Annotated in this window: 14 protein-coding genes and 1 pseudogene; 7 read left to right on the forward strand and 8 right to left on the reverse strand. The window is 63.3% G+C overall.

Features of this window, described 5'->3' with window-relative positions:
• Positions 1-8: 8 nt before the first annotated feature.
• The 3 genes from ACF8MI_RS02975 to ACF8MI_RS02985 form a co-directional block, all read right to left on the reverse strand.
• Positions 9-1,061, reverse strand: a complete 1,053-nt coding sequence (locus ACF8MI_RS02975; RefSeq protein WP_060501567.1) for a DUF1615 domain-containing protein — start codon at positions 1,059-1,061, stop codon at positions 9-11.
• Between the two features lie 134 nt (positions 1,062-1,195).
• Positions 1,196-1,915, reverse strand: a complete 720-nt coding sequence (locus tag ACF8MI_RS02980) for a thioesterase II family protein (protein WP_060501570.1) — start codon at positions 1,913-1,915, stop codon at positions 1,196-1,198.
• Positions 1,912-2,133, reverse strand: coding sequence for an MbtH family protein (locus ACF8MI_RS02985; RefSeq protein WP_060501572.1), 222 nt, complete (start codon positions 2,131-2,133; stop codon positions 1,912-1,914). The genes ACF8MI_RS02980 and ACF8MI_RS02985 overlap by 4 nt, the downstream gene beginning before the upstream one ends.
• 237 nt (positions 2,134-2,370) lie before the next feature.
• Between ACF8MI_RS02985 and ACF8MI_RS02990 the strand changes: the two genes are divergently transcribed.
• Entirely contained in the window at positions 2,371-5,142 is a 2,772-nt protein-coding gene (locus ACF8MI_RS02990) for an amino acid adenylation domain-containing protein (protein WP_200929328.1), read from the forward strand.
• Positions 5,143-5,189: 47 nt separating this feature from the next.
• On the opposite strand, the gene ACF8MI_RS02995 is transcribed toward ACF8MI_RS02990, so the two are convergent.
• The 4 genes from ACF8MI_RS02995 to ACF8MI_RS03010 form a co-directional block, all read right to left on the reverse strand.
• Positions 5,190-7,040: a DUF3857 and transglutaminase domain-containing protein gene (locus ACF8MI_RS02995; protein ID WP_200929327.1), complete on the reverse strand. Its 1,851-nt coding sequence runs from the start codon at positions 7,038-7,040 to the stop codon at positions 5,190-5,192.
• 79 nt (positions 7,041-7,119) lie between these two features.
• Positions 7,120-7,614: an isochorismatase family protein gene (locus ACF8MI_RS03000; RefSeq protein WP_104835096.1), complete on the reverse strand. Its 495-nt coding sequence runs from the start codon at positions 7,612-7,614 to the stop codon at positions 7,120-7,122.
• Positions 7,615-7,674: 60 nt separating this feature from the next.
• Entirely contained in the window at positions 7,675-8,907 is a 1,233-nt protein-coding gene (locus ACF8MI_RS03005) for a type II toxin-antitoxin system HipA family toxin (RefSeq protein WP_200929326.1), read from the reverse strand.
• Positions 8,891-9,145, reverse strand: coding sequence for a helix-turn-helix transcriptional regulator (locus tag ACF8MI_RS03010; protein WP_104835098.1), 255 nt, complete (start codon positions 9,143-9,145; stop codon positions 8,891-8,893). Before ACF8MI_RS03010 ends, ACF8MI_RS03005 begins: the two co-directional genes overlap by 17 nt.
• An 83-nt stretch (positions 9,146-9,228) precedes the next feature.
• Here ACF8MI_RS03010 and ACF8MI_RS03015 point away from each other — a divergent pair.
• Positions 9,229-9,462, forward strand: a pseudogene (locus tag ACF8MI_RS03015) (fumarate hydratase); the annotation flags it as partial.
• A gap of 141 nt (positions 9,463-9,603) precedes the next feature.
• Here the strand turns inward: ACF8MI_RS03015 and ACF8MI_RS03020 are convergent.
• Complete coding sequence (locus ACF8MI_RS03020; RefSeq protein WP_104835100.1) at positions 9,604-10,662, reverse strand: sigma-54-dependent Fis family transcriptional regulator; 1,059 nt, start codon at positions 10,660-10,662, stop codon at positions 9,604-9,606.
• 294 nt (positions 10,663-10,956) lie between these two features.
• Between ACF8MI_RS03020 and ACF8MI_RS03025 the strand changes: the two genes are divergently transcribed.
• From ACF8MI_RS03025 to ACF8MI_RS03045, 5 genes are all read left to right on the forward strand, one after another.
• The gene (locus ACF8MI_RS03025) at positions 10,957-12,030 is read left to right on the forward strand and encodes an ABC transporter substrate-binding protein (protein WP_060501582.1); all 1,074 of its coding nucleotides are present in this window, start codon (positions 10,957-10,959) and stop codon (positions 12,028-12,030) included.
• Between the two features lie 11 nt (positions 12,031-12,041).
• Positions 12,042-13,265 carry a lipase family protein gene (locus ACF8MI_RS03030; protein ID WP_200929325.1) on the forward strand — a complete coding sequence of 408 codons (1,224 nt, stop codon included), beginning with the start codon at positions 12,042-12,044 and terminating at the stop codon, positions 13,263-13,265.
• A 12-nt stretch (positions 13,266-13,277) separates the two neighbouring features.
• Positions 13,278-14,477 carry an LLM class flavin-dependent oxidoreductase gene (locus ACF8MI_RS03035; RefSeq protein WP_200929324.1) on the forward strand — a complete coding sequence of 400 codons (1,200 nt, stop codon included), beginning with the start codon at positions 13,278-13,280 and terminating at the stop codon, positions 14,475-14,477.
• Between the two features lie 4 nt (positions 14,478-14,481).
• Positions 14,482-16,035, forward strand: a complete 1,554-nt coding sequence (locus tag ACF8MI_RS03040) for an ABC transporter substrate-binding protein (RefSeq protein ID WP_060501588.1) — start codon at positions 14,482-14,484, stop codon at positions 16,033-16,035.
• Between the two features lie 106 nt (positions 16,036-16,141).
• Positions 16,142-18,718 (forward strand): TonB-dependent siderophore receptor, encoded by a 2,577-nt coding sequence (locus ACF8MI_RS03045; protein WP_104835102.1) that lies wholly within the window; start codon positions 16,142-16,144, stop codon positions 18,716-18,718.
• Positions 18,719-18,785 lie beyond the last annotated feature (67 nt).

Below are 18,785 nucleotides of genomic sequence, written 5' to 3' on the forward strand. Positions count from 1 at the left end.
ACACAATGCTACCGTTTCATGCACCGCTGGTAGCGCTCATCCACCCGCCCGGCAAACCACGCCGTGGTAAGCTTGCGGGTGATCTTTGGGCTCTTCAGCTCGATCCCAGGCAACACCGCCCGTGGCACCGGCTTGCCAGCCTTGGCATCTGCCAAGGCAAATACCCCGCTGTACAGCTTGCTGTCCTCGAACGCCAAACGGTCGCCCTCTTCCAGCTGGCTGCGAATCTGCGGATTACGCAGCCCCAGCTTCACCCCCAGCTTGCGCGCAGCCAGTTCAGTGCTCCCCGGCATGATCGCCCCCGGCGCAATAAGGTCGCCATCCAAAGCCAGCGTCACGCCAGTCGCCTTGCTCAGTGCCGCCTGGAAGGCCGCGTTACGGCTGGCGTACCAACCGGCGTTGAAGTCGGCAAAACGGTAAAGCTGGCGCTCGTAGTTGACCGGGTAGCCCAACAGGTGGGCAATACCGAAGTACATGCCGCCACGCCGGCTGAATACCTCCTGGCGAATACTGCCATCGTGGCTGTAGGGGTAGCCCTGCGCGTGCTTTTCGGCAAAATCGATGCTGACCTGCATCGGACCACCGGTATGCACCGGGTTGAGCCCGCCCAGTAACGTCTTGCCCAACGGCACACGGGCTATCACCTCGTCGTACAGCTCGCTCAACTGCTTCTCGCTGCGCACCGCCTGCAAGCGCTGCTGGTAGCTTTGGCCGTTGCCCGAGGGTGTCTTCAGCGCACCGTCGACCAACAATTTGGGGATATGCAGGCGCGCGGCACGGCGGTCGATTTCCTCGCGCGCGATCCGCCCCAGGTTGGGTACCTGCGGGTCGGCGCTGAAAGTGGATTCCTGTTCAGTCACGGCCAGCACCGCGCACAGGTTGCTTTTGCTTGGGGTAATGCGCTGGGTTTCGAACGCCACCTGAATGTCCCTGGCCCAGCCCTCGCGGTCCTTGGTCTGGGCCGGCAGTAGCCGCAACAGTTGCGCACGGACCTTGGCCGGGTCCGCCTCGGGCGCTTCCTCACGGTGCCCGACGCAGCCTTGCAGCAGAGCCAGGGCCATCAACCCGGCACCCAGTAACCGGCCGTTCAGGGCTGTTCACCGACCAGCAGTGCGGCCTTGTGTGGATCGATCAGCATTGTCTGCCCCTTGCCTGGAAAAAGGCCTAGCCTCCCCCAGGCAAGCGGCAACGTCAATCAGGCAGACAGCCGAAGCGGCTGCAGTGCTGCGGTCAACGCGTCGAGCACGGGGTCTTCGTGCTCATGGATGAAGAAGTGGCCACCCGGGAACATCTGCAGCGAGAAGTCACCCTGGGTTTCCTTGCGCCAGGCCTGCAACTGCTCTTCGCTGGCCCGGTCGTCCGCGCCGCCCAGCACGTGCAGCGGGCACTGCAGGGCCGGCCGCTGACGGTAGGCGTAAGTACCACAAAGCAGAAAATCCGCGCGCAAGATCGGCAAGGTCAGGCTCATCAGCTCGGCGTTGGCCAGCACTTCCTCGGGCGTACCCTGAAGCTCGCGTAACTCGCTCATCAGCTCGGCGTCGCTCTTGGGCTCGCGCCAGTCCTTGCCATCGTAATCCTCGCGCCGGGTCGGCGCTGCGGTACCGCAGGCAAACAATGCCAGTGGCGACGGACAGCCCAGCGCTTGCAGTTCATGAGCCAGCTCGAAGGCCAGCAACGCCCCCAGGCTATGGCCAAGCAACGCATAGGGCCCATTGGCCGCCAGGCGCTGCTCGGCGGCCAGTTGCCGGGCCAGCGCCTGCATGTCGGTGTGCAACGGCTCGGCCAGGCGTGCGCCACGCCCGGGCAGCTCCACCGGGCGCACCTGCAGCCACGCCGGCAGCTTGCGCCGCCAGCGGCTGTAAACCATGGCGCTGGCCCCGGAATACGGCAGGCACAGCAGGTTCAGTGCGGTCACTGGGCGGCGGCTTCGGCCATTTTCTTGCGCAGGCTCAGTGGCCGCATGTCGGTCCAGACCTCATCGATGTAGGCCAGGCATTCCTTCTTCAGGCCGCTCTTGCCCACGGCACGCCAGCCGTTGGGGATGGCCTTGTAGTCGGGCCAGATCGAGTATTGCTCTTCGTGGTTGACCACTACCTGAAACTGGATATCGTCGCGGTCGAAAACGGAAGTCATTGTCTGTCTCCTTGAATGATGGATGCCGCTGTGCACGTGGTGCAGGGGGGCTTTCAAGTAGACGTAGGGCGCTGCGGGAAAATTAGTGCGTTCAATGCAGAGAAATGATCGCGCAACCTTTCAGGTTTTGTGCAGGACACGCGCCCGGCTATCGCGCGACATTGGCGCCATCAGCCACCCTGCACTAGCGTTGTGCTACCAGCCAGCCCCAACGTTCATGTGGAGCCCTTACCCATCATGCCGGACCTGCGCCCGAACCCGACGCTGTGCCTGGAGTACCGTGCCGAGCAGCCTATTCACCACGCGTTCCTCGAGCAGGCCGGTCGCTGCCCGGATGCCACCGCCATCATCGCCCAGTACACCACCTGCAGCTATGCACAACTCGCGCAGATCAGCCAGGGCGTTGCCGCCTATCTGGTAGAAAACGCTGCCAGCGGCACCGATCGTGTGGTCATCGTCGCCAGCCGCAGCGCCGCCCTGGTATACGCCATGCTCGGCTGCCTGCGGGCTGGCCTGGCCTTTACCGTGGCCGACGCCGCCTACCCGCCTGCGCGTGTTGCACAGATCGTCCGCACATTGGGGCCGGCCGTGGTCCTGCGCTGTGGCGAGGCAACCGTCGATAGCGACGGCTCTCTTGTCGTTACGGTGCCGCAAGCCCCCGCAGACGCACTGCAAGCCTTCCCCAACCTGCCTGTGGCGCTGCCCGTCGTAAACCCCGAACACCCCGCCTACATCACCTTCACCTCGGGCAGCACCGGCGAGCCCAAGGGCATCGTCACCCATCACGCACCGCTGGTGCACTTCATCGACTGGCATGTACGCCAGCATGGCTTCACCCAGGCCGACACCTTCTCCCTGCTTTCCGGCCTGGGCCACGACCCGGTGTACCGCGACGTGTTCACGCCTCTGTCGATTGGCGCGACCATCGCCTGCCCTGCCCAGTCAACCCTGACCGACCCGTCCCGGCTGGCCAACTGGATTCACCAGCACAACGTGAGCGTGATCCACCTCACCCCGCCACTGGGCAAGCTGATCGAAACCGGCGCACACCTGAATGGCCAGGTACTCGACCGGCTACGCTTCCTGTTCTGGGGCGGCGATGCGCTCAGCCCGGCGCTGTACCAACAGATCCGCGCCATTGCGCCCAACGCCGTCAACGTGAACTTCTACGGCACCACCGAAACCCCCCAAGCAATGGCCTTCCATACGCTTGATCCGCACGCCGACAATGCGCGTGTCCCGTTGGGCAAGGGCATCGCCAATGCACAGTTGCTGGTGGTCAACCCGGCCAACCAGTTGGTCAGCGAAGGGGAAACGGGCGAAATCCTGATCCGCAGCCCGTACCTGTCCCAGGGCTACTGGGGCGACCCGGCACTGACCGAGGCCAAGTTCGTCACCAACCCGTTCACCGGCGACCCAAGCGACCGCTGCTACCGCACGGGTGACCTGGGCACCTACCTGGCCGATGGCAGCGCCCGTTTTCTGGGACGCGGCGACAGCCAGGTGAAAATCCGCGGCCATCGCATCGAGCTGGCGGAAATCGAAAACGCCATCACCCGCCACCCACACATCGGGCAATGCGTGGTCGTGGCCAATCACGACAGCGCCTCGATCCGGCTGGTTGCCTATTGCGTCAGCCGCAAGCCCACCACCGCCGATGAACTGCGCCAGGCGCTCAGCGGCCAACTGCCGGACTACATGGTGCCGGCGCTTTTCGTGTTCCTCGATGCCCTGCCGCTCACCCCAAACGGCAAGCTCGACAAACGCGCCCTGCCTGCGCCCTTTGACGACACGGCCAACGTGCTCCTGTCCCCACTGGCGGAAAAGCTGAGCACCGCCTGGGCGCGCATCCTCCAGGTGCCACGCCTGGACGCCAGGTTGAGTTTCGTCGAGCTGGGCGGCGACTCGCTGTCGTTCGTGCAGGCCTCACGCGTGCTGGAGGAGCTGATCGGTCACCTCCCGGAACGTTGGGAAACCCTGCCGGTGTGCCAGCTGGCCGAGCTGAGTGCACCGCCCAAGGGCCCTTGGCGGGTGATGGAAATGCCGGTGTTCGTGCGCATGCTCGCCATCATCCTGATCGTGGTCGGCCACCTGAGCGCGCTCGACCACTGGCTGATCGTGGGCGAAACGTCGGTGCTGTTCCTGGTTTCCGGCATCAGCCTGGCGCGGTTCCAGCTCAAGGCCATTGAGGAACGTGGCGATGCGCGCACACTGCTCAGGTCGCTGGCAGCCATCGTGGTGCCAACGGTGCTGTACACCGCGCTGATCCAGCTGGTGTTCGACCATCTGCACTGGCAATCGCTGCTGCTGGTTTCCAACTGGTTCCCGGCCAGCGAGGTCAGTGTGTTCAATTACTGGTACATCGAAGTGCTGGTACAGATGATCCTGATCATCGGCCTGGTGTTGTCGATCCGGCGTGTACGCCAGGTGGTCCTTGCCGACCCGTTCCGCTACCTGATCATTGCGACCTGTGCGCTGGTGGCAGTGGATGTGCTGGTCAGCCGCTTCGTGTTCGACGCCGGTGCGCTGTTCAACCGGGTACCCCAGCACTTCCTGGCCGTCATGGTGTTGGGCATGGCGGTGCACCATGCCGACACTACCGCGCGTAAATGGGTGGCCAGCGCGGTGGCGGTGCTGGTGGTCGGCGAGCTGGACCTGATGGCAATTGCTGGCGTGGGCTGGCAGGCGTTCTCGCGCTATATCGACATTGCCCTACCGGCGATGCTGACCCTGATCTGGGTGCGCTCGGTGCCAGTGCCTGCCCTAGTGGCGCGGGCAGGGGCGTTGATTGCCTCGTCAACCTTGTATATCTACCTGACGCATTTCCAGTTCCAGTCGCTGGCAGACCGTATTTTCAATCATCCTCTGTTCGAGGTAACCCTGGCACTGGCCGGCGGAGTGCTTGTGGCGTACTGCTGGAATACCCTGTTGCGCCTTCTACTCACCCGCAGGAACAAGCAGGACCCGGCCCGCAGAGCAGATGCGGCCGAGCGCGCCACCTCCGCTTGAGCTGACGCACCCGGGGGCTGCTGCGCAGCCCCAGTTGCTCAAACGGTTTACCCCGCCTGCACGATGATCTGGCTCTGCAGGTCGCGGACCATCGCCTCCAGCGCCGGTTTCATGGCCATGAAATCCTCAGGCGTACATACCAGGTCCGGCCGGCTGAACCTGAAACGCCGCTCCACCACCACCGCATTGCCCTCCTGGGTGTAGCGAGCGCTGTAGTCGACGTTGCCCTCCTGCAACTTCACAGGTTTGGGAATCGCCAGTACATTGACCTGGGCCGGGAACTCGAAGCGCGAAGTTTCCACCACGTCGTTGGAAATGCACACGAAGCGCTGGCTGCGTTCCTTCTCCAGCGTGAAGCTGTACACGCTCTGCGAAATACCGCCCGCCAGGCTGGTCAGGGTCGCCACGCCCACTGGCCCTGGCAGGTTGACCAGGTTTTCAGTGTGCCCGTCCACGGTGCTGACAAAGTCGCCGTTGGCAGCAGGCGGTGCAACCTTGAACGAACCACTGCCACGCTGGCCATAAGCAGCCAGTACTCTTTCCACCAGCATGTCGCGGTCTGCCGGCTTCATCAGTTTCACGCCAAAGCGGCTCATCTCGCTGGCCCATCCCTTTACCGTCGACACGTGGGTGAAGTCGGCGGCGCCATCAGCCTTTACCTTGAACAACAAGTCACTGGAAACCTGGTTCAGCTGCATGGCCGGGGTTTTGCCAAACTCGCCGGTGGCCGTCAGCAGCACACGCTTGTTCAGCACGGTCAGCGGCAGGTAACCCGCTGCTATCGACGGGTCGGTCGAGTCGAGGTACAGGTCCAGGCTCGGCACATAGGTGATCACATGGTTCAGTACACCCAAGGTCGGCACTTTGGGAAACACGTAGGCATTTCCCTGGTTCACCAGCGCAGGTGTGCTCTTGAGACCCGCCGCGCTCAACAGCGCTTCCAGTAACGCGACATGGTCCTTGCAGTCACCGTAGCGGTTGTCCAGCACGGTTTGCGCGGCATGCGGCACTACCCCGCCAGCACCGACATACACCGCCACATAGCGGATGTTCTCGCGCACCCAGTCACTGAGGACAAGCGCCTTTTCCCGCGCAGTGGGCAACCCCGCTGTCAGGCGCTTCGCCAGATCGTTGATCGGTGGGGTGACCTCGACCGTAGCTCTGGCCTGATACGCCTGGGCGAAATCCTTGAAGCCGGAGAAGGTCGACACCGCCAGGTAGTAGCCGTAGTCCAGGTACGACACCGCCCCGGTCTCGATCCGCGCCCGCGCAGCCGGCACATAGTCCCAGCGATGAACCGTGCGCCCTTGCCCGGTGGCAGGTGACGATGCCTCGAAACCGCGGGCATCGGCCTGCAGCGGCATATCCTGCGGCAAGTCATAGGTCAGCGAAAACTGCCCGACCGGGTGAAACGGCGGCGCAGTAATGTCTTCGAAGTGCCCTGGGAACAGCGGTGTCGTGCGGTTACGTTGATAACGCAGCACCAGCCGGTCGCCCACCGCCACCTCGGGGAAGATGACCACCTTGTTGACCGAGTCCTGGAACATCGGCGCCTGCGCAGAGGCGCGCTCCTGCTGCTCCTTGATGTGCGCGGCATCCACCTGCACCTTGCGGCCGTCGGGCTTTTGCGTGTACGCCTCCAGCACCTCCAGCGTTTCTAACGAACGGTTGTAGCTTAACGGCTGTTCGGCATTGGCCTTGATGGCGCGCTCTTCGTTGATCAGCATGACGCTGTCTACGTCCACACGGTAGCTACCGTCCTTCTGCACCACGAATGTCTGCGCGGTCTTTTCCAGGGTGACAGAACGGTCAATGCCATCGGTAAAGGCATGGGCAAGGCTGCCCCAGAGCATTGCAACAGGCAGCAGGACAGCTGCCAGGTAAGGCTTTTTCAGCATGGAGATCCTTCTCGATCAACGGGCAACAATCGACAATGATAATCATTGGCGCCCATTGGTGGCAAAGTGATTCCATTCGTCAGGCCTGTCCGGCCTGTCCGGCCAGTTCGGCCAGTACTTCTACCGAGGTGGTGACTTGGCGGAAGTGATGCTGCCACAACGCGATGCCCAGCTTGCCCGAACGGTCCAGCGAAGAGCCTACGGTCATGTCCGTCACCAGGGTAGGCGTCAGCCCCGCATCGAACAGGGCAAAGCCAGCGGCCAGCACGCAGGTTTCGGTCTGCAGCCCGCACACCAGCACCCGCTCTACACCCAGCTGCCGAATGTACGCGATAGCTTCGGCGCTCTGCCCGTAGCCATGCTTGATAAAGACCTGGTCGGCCTCGACCAGGCTCTCGTCCTCAGCCGCCGGGTGCCAGCCGAGTTGCCGCTCGAACGGTGTGACCTGTTCGTCATGCAGCTCGACCGAGGCAATGGTAGGGATATTCGCTGACAACCGCCGCAAACCATCGACCAGCCACTCGGGCGGGCTGAAGGTGGACTGGACATCGACGATGAGCAAAACCTGGCGCATAGCGTACTCCGGCCATTGGCAAAATGGCGCGGAGTATAACGCGTGGCCAAATCGGAAACCCTAGGCCCCAATACTTCTGTTCATGCCCTGGGCCCACGCTGCGGCCATCTTCTCCCCCAAGCACTCAAATGCCGGATGGCTGTTGCGATAATCTGATAGCTCCGCCATCGCACGGTTGATGCCGACTTCGACTCTGTTGAGCAACTCATCGCAGCGCAATTGCGTAAGGTTGCAGGCGGTGCGCCCGAACTGCACCAGCATCTTGCGTTTGGGCCAGGCCTTGGAGCCGCCCAGCAACAGCCCCATGATGTCATGGCTGTTGTACACCGTCGTGGTCACCAGATCGTAAGCGGGTGCAAGCCGGATGTCGGCATCTTGCGCACAGTTCTCGTACAGCAGGCCGAAGTTCTTCAAGTGAGCATCGCCGTTCTGGATGCCCGCACAAAGCGCTACCAGCGTGAAGAAGCTTTCCAGCGCGTCCGGTACCCGGCCGGGGGTGACATAAAGCTTGATCAGTTGCGCGCAGCCTTGGTAACTGCCGTCGTACTTCTTGCGCGTCCCCCACCCGGACAGCACACACATGTCTTCAAACCCGAGGTAGCCGTCGCAGCCGATATCGAAGCGCTTCACAACCAGAAATTGCCCATGCTGGCTCAGTTGAAATTCTGGTACTTCAAGGCCACAGTGCAAGGCCGCCCGCATGCAGAAAAACTCGTTGGCGGCCAACTGGGGAAACTCTGCTTCATTGAACGCTTTTACTAAGTGCGTAGCACCGCGATGCGTGAACCGGCCACCTTCGGCGCCAGGTTCGTCGATATCGCGCACCAGCACCTTGGGCTGAACACCCGATACCCCAGAGTAGATCGCGTAGGTACTCATGAGGTCATTGAACAGCTCTTTGGCACCGTCGTGTATAAGCAGATTGGCGAGGTTGATGCCAGGTAACGGCTGGTCGCTGGCTTGTTGGGCAGTACTGATGCGGCCAAGCTGGTGCGGACCGACAATCCCCAGCAGGGCAAAATCGTCAAAACCCCGCACCGACTTGCTGAAACGGCGCATCAATTCCTCTTTGAGGTGCCCTTCCGGGATATGCATTTCGAACAGTGGGTGTATGCCGTACTCCCACGTGTAGCTTTCAAGGCGCACCGGCATCGTCAGGGAAACAGCCTGTTCCTCAGTGACCGCCGCGTTGTAAACAAAGACCGAATCACGCAGGTTATCCTCGCTGCGGCCAAATGTTCCGACAGCCTCACCGCTGGCGCCAATGTACAAACGATCACGCTGGCTGGTCATGGATACCCCCGGCCTTCAACTCGTCAAGGGTCTTGCGCCGACGCCTGGGCGTTGCCGTCAACTCGTACCCCAGGCCCTCAAGGATTGCGGCGACCTTGCGGATCCCGACTTCGGGAATCGTGTTGTTCTCGATGCCCGAGATGGTCGCCCGGCTCATACCATGCCGCTGCGCAAGTTGTGCCTGTGACAGGCCAGCCTCCTTACGCAGTTTTTTTATCAGATTGCCTAGTTCATTCATTCTTTAGTGCATCGAATACAGTGCAAAAATAGAAAAACCTTAAAAATGCATCGTATTCAATTCATTGTGCGTTGTTTACGGCACTACATGCCGGCGCACGCTTCCCGCTGCTGGGTGAGATGGAAGGCATCCTCGAAAACGCCACCAAGGAAGCCACCATTCAGGGGCCGTTGCGCCACAACGCAGTGGGAACCTTCATCGAGAAGAACACCGGCACCAACACCGGTTCGAAAATCCCGTGGCTGGACTGGGAGATCATCCCTGATGCCGATCACTGCATTGTCGATGTGTACATGGCCGGTGGTGGCAGGACCTTGGCATGCCGGAGCCCCTCTGAGTGAACCGTGTGCGTGAGTTCGGGGCGGTGATCGACAAGATCAACAGCCAGGTGCGGTTCATCACGTAACCGAAATCTGTGCGGCCATTCGCTCCCACAACATTTCCATGAGGTCAGCACTCTATGCTTTTGTCAGTTCGCCTATCTTCTCCAGCCGCGCCCGCACGATATTGCGGCTGATGTTCAGCAACCGCCCCGTCTGCAACTGGTTACCGTGGCAATAGCGGTACGCCGCCCTGAACACTGTCTCCTCGATATGCTCATACAGGTTTGGCACATTCTGCTCGAACAGCGCCAGCAATGCGCTTTCCAGGTCGGGCGGGGCCGCACTCGCTGCCGGCAAGTAGGCCTGTGGCACGGGCGCCGCTACCTGTGGCCGCATATCGACCAGGTGCAAGTCCGCTGGCGCCACCACCTGATACCGGCACACCAGCAACGCATGGTGAATGGCGTTCTCCAGCTCGCGAATGTTGCCCGGCCAGCTATGCGCCAGCAGTTTGCGTTCAGCATCCGGGCTGAGCGAAGCGCTCTCGTACCCCAAACGCCGGCAATGCTCTTCGATGAAAAATTCCGCCAACGGCAGGATGTCCCCCGGCCGCTCGCGCAGCGGCGGCAGCCGGATGGTCGCGACGTGCAGGCGGTAGAACAGGTCCTCGCGGAAATGCCCCGCCACCACCGCATCGGCCAGGTTGACGTTGGTTGCCGCCACCAGCCGTACGTTGATCGGGATCGGCGTGCGTGAGCCCAGGCGCACCACTTCACGCTCCTGCAGCACCCGCAGCAACTTCACCTGCATGTTCAGCGGCAGGTCACCGATTTCGTCGAGAAACAGCGTGCCGCCATTGGCCGCCTCGAACCAGCCGGCCTTGTTGCTGGTGGCACCGGTAAACGCGCCTTTCTCGTGGCCGAACAGCTCGCTCTCCACCAGGGTTTCGGCAAAAGCACCGCAGTTCACCGCCACGAATGGCTCACGCCCACGGCGGCTGAGGTGATGGATGTGGCGGGCGACCAGCTCCTTGCCGGTGCCGGTTTCGCCGATGATCAGGGTATTGGCCTCGCTGGGCGCCAGGCGCTCGATACGGCTGAGCAGTTCCTGGGAGCGCGGATCCTTGAACACAAGCACGGTGGCACGTACCGACTTCGTCAGCTCGCGGGCATTGGGGTGGGTGATCAGCGACATGGGGGCATTCCTGGCAGTTGACGCGCCAGCCAATAGTGCATGAAACAAATTAGATCAAAAAATTATTAATTAGTATTTATATATTCGAATTGGAAATATTCAATATTTCAACAGTCAACTGCTGCTACAGCAGCAACCCGCCAGCACTCCCCTGCACGCCGTTCAGCAAGCCAACCCCTGCCCGTTTCAGCAACACCTGATCCAAAGCCCCGTCAACCTTGGCCTGCAGGCCATTTTCAAATGGCTGGCATGCATTTCGCTCCAGGCCTGTCAAACCTTTGCCTGGAGCCGCACATGAACAACCCCTGGCGTCATGCCCTTACCCTGCTGCTTGGCCTGTTCACCAGCCTGGCTGCACTGGCGGCGGAGCAACCGGCGGCAGTGCGCATTGCCATTGTCGCCTTCACCCAAGGTGGTGCGCCGGTGTTCGGCGGTATCCCCGGGCGGGTGATCGAGGAAGGCTGGCTGGAACAGCAACTGGCCGCTCGCGGCGTGAAACTGCAATGGACCGCCCTGCCCCATGCCGGCGCCGGGCCGCAGATCAACGAAGGCTTCAGCAACGACAGCCTGGACTTCGCCGTGCGCGGCGACCTGCCCTCGGTGATCGCCGGGGCCGGCCAGGTGCCGGGCAAACTGGTAGTGCCCGGTGGCAGCGGCAACAACATCTACCTGGTGGTGCCAAGCACTTCCACGGTCCGCAGCATCCAGGACCTCAAGGGCAAACGCCTGGCCCTGCACCGTGGCCGGCCTTGGGAGTTCGCCTTCAGCAACTTCCTGCAAAGCCAAGGCCTGCAACTGAGCGACTTCAAGATCGCCAACCTCAACCCGCAGGTCGGTGCCGCTGCGGTGTCCGCCGGCAAAGTGGACGCCGCCGTGCTGCTCAACGAAGCCTATGCCCTGGAAGACAAAGGCGTGGCACGCATCCTCTGGTCGACCAAGCAAGGCGCCAATGACTGGCGGCTGGTGTCGGACCTGTGGGGCACCGACCGCTTCGTTCAAGAGCACGCCGACCTGACGCAACTGGTGGCCACCGCCTGGGTGCGTGCGGCCTGGTGGATCTCCCAGGAGCAGAACCGCGACGCGTACTACGCGCTGTCATCGCGTGCGGGCGTCAGCGAAAGCGTATTGCGCCGTGACGACCAGGACGACCCGGTGGCGTGGAAAGCGCGCTGGGCACCGAAAAGCGACGCCCAGCTCAAGGCCCACTACGACGCGCTGGGCCAGTATGCCCTGGCCAATCGCCTGATCCGCGCGCCCTACGACATCACCCACGACCTGGCCACGGGCTTCACCCGCCAGGCCCTGATCGACCTGCAGCTGACCCACTACTGGCCGTCATCAGACGCTCAACTTAGCCAACAACCTTGAGACCCTGACTCATGAATCTGCCTGCATCGCTCATCTTCGGCCTCAGCGCCCTGGCCTTGTCCATCGGCGCCATGGCAGCCGAAACCTACGCACCCAAGCCCGACCCGCAACAGGGCGATGGCCGCGTGTCAGCCTTCTACACCTGGACCAAGGCCATCCCCGCCACGCCCGGCAAACTGTTGCGCAGCGAGCCGCTGGAACAGGCCTTGAGCCTGCCCAACGCGGCCAGCGCCCAACGCATCCTCTACACCTCGCTGGACGGCATCGACGGCAAGACCCCAGTGGTGGTGTCCGGCGCGCTGTTCATCCCCAAAGGCAAGGCGCCAGCAGGTGGCTGGCCGGTCGCCAGCTGGGGCCATGGCACAGTCGGCGTGGCCGATATCTGCGCGCCGTCCTGGGCCGGGCGCAGCTACCGCGACGTGCGATACCTCAACCGCTGGCTCGAAGAAGGCTACGCCATCGTGGCCACCGACTACCAGGGCCTGGGCGTACCCGGTGGCCATCCGCTGCTGAACAACCGCATGGCCGCCTACGGCATTCTCGATGCAGCCAAGGCCGTTGTGGCCGGCGTACCGGGGCTGGCCGACAAAGTGCTGATCATCGGCCAGTCCCAGGGCGGTGCCGGGGCGTTTGCCGCTGGCGCTTACGCGGCCACCTATGCGCCCAAACTGGGGGTCAAGGGCAGCATCGGCACTGGCGTGATTTATACCATCGGCGCGAAAAATGTCGGTGAGCAAGACCAGGACAAAGTCGACCCGGCCTTGGCCTATGGTTTCTACACCCTGCTCGCGGCCCAGCAGTACGACCCGAGCATCGACCCACGCGACTTCTACACCGACAAAGCTCTGCCGTTGTTCGAACAGGCACGTACCAGCTGCCTGTCATCGCTGGTCAGCGACGTGGTCGGCACCGGCCTGACCCCGGCCAATGCCAAGAAAGACTACAAGGGCGACAAGCTCAAACCATGGCTGGCGCAGGTGTCGTACCCGACCCTGAAGCTGGCCCAGCCAATCTTCATCGGCACCGGCGCCGAAGACAAGACCCCCGCCGCCGCCACCCAGGTGGCGCTGATGCAGGACGCCTGCAAGGCCGGCTCCGTGGTGCAAGGCCACTTGTACAAGGGCTTGGGCCACAGCGAAACGGTGAATGCCTCGCTGAAGGACTCGATCCCCTTCGCCCGCCAGGTCATCAGCGGCCAGCCGGTCACCCCCAATTGCAGCCCAAGCGTCCAGTAAGGAGGCCACCCCATGAGTATCGAATTCTTCACCCGCCTGCCGTTGCACGGCGAAACCCAGTTCCTGCCCGGCGACCCGCGCAACCGTGGCGACTGGCATGCAGGCGGGGCTAGCACCGGGGCGGTGTCGGGGTTTGCCGTAGGTGATCACTTCACCTATATCGACTACCTCGGCCAGATCGCCCGCGCGGCGGAAATCAACGGTTTCGGCGGCGCGCTGATGGTCAACGCGCCGACCGGCGAAGAACCGTGGACGGTGTGCTCGCTACTGGCCCGGGAAACCCGCACGCTGAAGTTCGTCACCGCGTTCCAGCCCTACCATTACACCCCGTGGGTGGCCATGCAGCAGGCCGCGACCTACCAGCGCGCCACCGGCAACCGCCTGGTGTGGAACATCATCAACGGCGGCTCGGATGCCATCCAGCGTCAGGTCGGCGACTTCGAGGGCCATGACGAACGCTACGCTCGCGCCACCGAATTCATGGACGTGGTGCGCGGCTATTGGCACAACGAGCAGTTCCACTACGAAGGCACCTATTACCGTGCCGAAGGCGGCGGCCTTCGCGGCCCACTGAAAAAGGCCGAACTGCCGCTGATCTGCACGGCCGGCTCGTCGGTGGCTGCGCGGGAATTTGCTGCCAAGCACGCCGACTTCTACCTGATGCGCGCCGAACACCCGGACGAGATCGCTGCGCTGATCGCCGACATCCGCGCCCGCGCGCTGAAGTGGGGACGCACCGATATCCGCTTTGGCCTGTCCATCGACGTCATTGCCCGCGACACTGAAGAGGCGGCGTTGGCCGAGGCCAAGCGCTTCTTCGACGAAGGCGTGGCCAACGGCACGGTCAAAGCCCGCGCGGCTCACGCTGGCCTGCGCACGGCACGCAAGCTGAGCTACGAACATGGCTACAACGACAAGGACGAGCAACAGGCCTTCGACGACTTCTTCATCCACCCCAATGTGTGGACCGGCTTCGGCTACATCGGTATACCGCCGGGCTGCGCGCTGGTAGGCAGCTACACCAACGTGGTGGCGCGCATCCACGAGTACCACGGCATCGGCATCGACCTGTTCTTCCTGGCCGGCTACCCGCACCTGGAAGAGGCCTACCGCATCGGCGAGCACATCCTGCCGCACTTCCATGCGCAGCGCGCAGCCCTTGCCCGCCCGGCAACCGAACCCGTGCAACTGCACGCCAGCACCGGAGCCTGACGCCATGGCCAGGGACGGTTACCCACTGAGCCGGCGCAGCTTCCTTGGCCACGCCGGCGTGCTGGCCGGCGGTTTGCTGGCCGGCTGCGGCCCCGCCGACAGCCCGAGCCATGCCGTGGCCGACCAGCCGCGCCATGGCGGGCGGCTGCGTTTAGGCATCATCGACGGCAACCAAAGCGGCAACCTCGACGCCCACAAGCCCATCGGCAGCGGCATCGTGCGGGGCTTTGCGCTGTATAGCAAGCTGTGGGAATGGGACGAGCAGATGCAGCCGCGCCTGGCCCTGGCCGAGTTCGCCGAGCCCAACGCCGATGCCAGCAGCTGGACCCTGCGCCTCAAGCCCGGGCTGGAGTTCCACCATGGCAAGACCATCGACGCCGATGACCTGATCTTTTCCATCCGCCGCCTCACCGACCCTCAGCTGGCCTCGCCCTACGCGGCGCTGCTGCACTGGGTGGACCGCGACAACCTGGTCAAGCTTGACGAGCGCACCGTACGCCTGAGCTTTCGCGAGGGCCGCAGCTACCTGCCGCTGCCGGAGACCTGGGTCAACTTCGGCGGCATCGTGCCGGTGGACTACCACCCGGTCACCAACCCGGTCGGCGCCGGGCCTTACAAACTGAAAAGCTTCACCCCGGGCCAGCGCTCGCTGTTCACCCGCTTCGACAACTACTACAAACCCGGCAAGCCCTACGCCGATGAACTGGAGATCATCGACTTCAAGGACCAGACTGGCCGCCTGGCGGCACTGCGCGCCGGGCAGATCGACATGGCCAACGTGATGTCCACCGAGCACCTGCAGGTGCTGCAGGCCGACCCACGGTTGCGCCTGCTGAAGTCGGTGAGCGGCAACTGGCTGTCGTTCGACATGAACACCGCCAAGGCCCCGTTCGATGACCCGCGCGTGCGCGAGGCGTTCCGCCTGCTGGCCGACCGTGACGAGCTGGTGCGCCGTGCGCTGAATGGCCAGGGCCGGGTGGCCAATGACCTGTATGCACCGTTCGACCCCACCTTCGACCACAGCATTGGCCCACGCCCCTATGATCCGCAGCGTGCAGCGCAGCTGCTGCGTGAAGCCGGCCACGAGCAGTTGCAGGTGGAGCTGGTGACCACGGCCGGGCCGGGGCTGGCTTCGGCACTGGTGCTGGCCGAGCAGGCCCGGCGCATCGGCGTGACGATCAACGTGCGCCAGGTTGACCTGGCTACCTTCCAGGGCCCGCAGCGGGATGACTGGACCCTGAGCACCGGTGGCAGCATCGGCGCGCCGTTCCTGGCCAGCGCGATTCATACCGACGCGCCGTTCGCCGTGGCCAACAAGACCCACTTCAACGACCCCGAATTCAGCCAGGCTTTTCTCGCCGCCATGGCCCAACCGGACCTGGAAAAGCGCAAGGCGCTGGTGCACCGGGCGCAACGCATCCAGTACGCGCGTGGCGGCATGCTGATCTGGGGTTTTGCCGACCTGCTCGACAGCGTCAGCACCCGCGTGGGTGGCGCGCAGGCAGAGCAGTCGCTGTTCAGTACCTGGCGGTTCGAGAGTTTGTGGCTCAAAACCTGACTTTGTAGCGCCATACACCTCCCACTGAGACCGCATCAACCCATAACCGCAGGCGCGGCTGCGCCCTCGCTTTTCCCAATTCCTACTGTCGAACGAGGCCCAGCCAATGCCCCGCGTTACCTTGCTGCACCCAAAATTCCAGCCCAGTGCCCTTGCGCTGGCGATTCTGGCCACCAGCACGTCATTGGCCCACGCCGAGGACACCCAGCTGCAAACCGTCACCGTGCAGGCCGAGCAGAGCGACGACGACGCCCTGCCCACCCGCCCGCCCGCTTCGATCTATGGCGGCCTGGAAGCCAAGGTGCTCGACACCCCGCGCTCGGTCACCCAGATCAACGCCGAACAGCTGGCCAACGACCCCATCCGCAGTTCCGACGACCTGGTCAAATACGCCCCCGGCATCACCCGAGGCGGTGGCCAGAACGCCGGGATCGCACCGCAGATGCGCGGGCAGAACACCGAGGTGTTCCAGGACGGCCAGCGCGCCTACGGGGTTCGCCACCCCGCCAACTTCAACGCCTACGAAGGCGCCGACATCGTCGCCGGGCCGTCGTCGGTGACCTATGGATCGGTCAGCGGCAGTGGCGGCTACGTCAACTACCTCAGCAAGAAACCCGACTTCAACCGATTCCGCACCAAGCTCAGCGGTGAGATCGGCAGCTGGATCCCCGATGGCGAATCACGCGATGCCACCAAATTCAGCATCGACAACACCGGCCCGCTCACGGACAACCTGGCCTACCGGGTCAGCATCACCCGCCAGCGCCAGGAAGACTTCTACGACAACGTCGAGAACAACTTCGACGCCTTCTACGGCGCGTTGGCCTGGCGCAACGACAACGTGCGGGTGGACTGGAATGCCGCCTACGACGACTACTACGACTACAACATCACCCACGGCTGGAACCGCGCCACCCAGGACCTGGTCGACCACGGCAAGTACTACGCCGGCCACGCCACGCCGATCATCCAGAACGGCAACACCCTGTGGTCGCCGGTGCTGTCCTCGGGCGCAGCCGACGCCCAGGTGCTCGGCTGGGTGCAACGCCAGCGCAATGCCCAGGGCCAGTACGCAGTGGTGGACGGCAGCTTTCAGGGCGCTTCGCCCAATACCCAGGACAACCCCGGCAGCCTGCGCGGCTGGGTCTACGACCCGTCGTTGGCAGGCAATGGCCTGACCTCGTTGTCGTCACAAACTGGCCAGCGTGCACAGGATGAAAACCGCTCACGGCGCTTTACCACGCAACTGCGCGTCGAAGGTGACCTGACCCCGTCGATCACCCTGGCCAACAGCACCTTTTACCAGCACTCCACCGACACAACCGATGCTGTGGGTGCGTTTCAGGTGCAAGGCAAGGACGATATCTTCGACAACCGCTTCGAGTTCCGCGCCCGTGGCCAGTGGCAGCTGGGCGACCTGACCCTGGTCGACGACAGCAATACCGGGCTGATCTACCGCCGCGAGCGCAACGAGTCGATCGCCGCCAATAACAGCTTCGGCAGCACCATCAACGCCTATGACCTGACCCTCGACCCCACCTTGAAAAACCCAGGTGACCTGCTCGGGCTCACCGGCCGCAACCCCGCAGGCGGCAACGCTGCGTGGATCGGCCAACCCGGCGTGCCGCAGTTCTCCAGCTACTACGGCTGGCTCAACCTGCCGGCCATGTACCCGGCCGGGCATGGCCTGTATGCCGAGTCGGTGGCGCCGTACACCGCCGACAGCACCTGGACCACCAAGACCCTGTTCAGCCAGCACAACCTGCGCCTGGGCGAGCGCGTGGGCCTGAACGTGGGCGCCAGCCGCAGCTGGATCGATGCCCGTATCGAAAACCCCTTCGTGCTGCCCGGCGGCAACCCACGCAAGGACTCGGACAACTACCGGCTGTTCTCGGTGCAGGTCAGCCCCTATGTCAAACCCACGGAAAACAGCACGCTGTACTACACCTTCGACCGCTCGCTGGCGGTTAACACCGGCTTCTTCACCAACGGCCTGGGCTGGGGCAGCGGCACGGGGGCCAACCAGCTCAACCCGCTGGCCTTCGAGAGCCTGAGCGTGTTGCATGAGGTGGGTTTGAAAGTGGAGGCCGTGCCCGACCAGCTGTTCCTCACCCTCGCTGCCTACAAGCAGGCCCGCGACCAGTCGCCGGACAGCAACAACAACATCGCCCGGTTGATCGTCAAAGGCTGGGAGGCAACGCTGCGCTACCAGGACCAGCACCTGCGGGGTGGCCTTAACCTCAGCCGCATCAGCGCCTACAACGAGTTCACCAGTCAGGCCGGGTTCGCCTCGGCCGGGTTCATCCCCGACAACGGCACGGTATTCGGCGACAACAACAGCCTCAACCAGCGGCCATCCGGCAAGTTCGATGCGGTGCAGATCCCCGAATACAACGCAGGCGGCTATGTCGACTACCGCTTCGATTCAGGGTTTGGTGTGGAATTGTCGGGGTGGTGGACCAGCAGCTGGTACCTGAACCTGAGCAAGACGGTGAAAGTGCCGGACGAATACAACCTTGACCTCGCCGTTTACTACCGCCAGCCGCAATGGGGCGTGACGGTGCGCATGCTCAACGTCACCGACGAGCTGAATTTCGTCAGTGGCCTGGCCGGCTCTACCAACACCTTCCTGCAACCGATGCCGGGGCGGACCTTGTTGGCGCAGGTGGATTATCAGTTTTAGAGGTTTGTTGTCTGGGAGATCGAGCGCCGCGCGGGTGGCGCTCGATCTCACCAGGCGCCAAACTTCT

This window comes from Pseudomonas sp. yb_9, assembly GCF_043103635.1.
Taxonomy (GTDB): Bacteria; Pseudomonadota; Gammaproteobacteria; order Pseudomonadales; family Pseudomonadaceae; genus Aquipseudomonas; species Aquipseudomonas monteilii.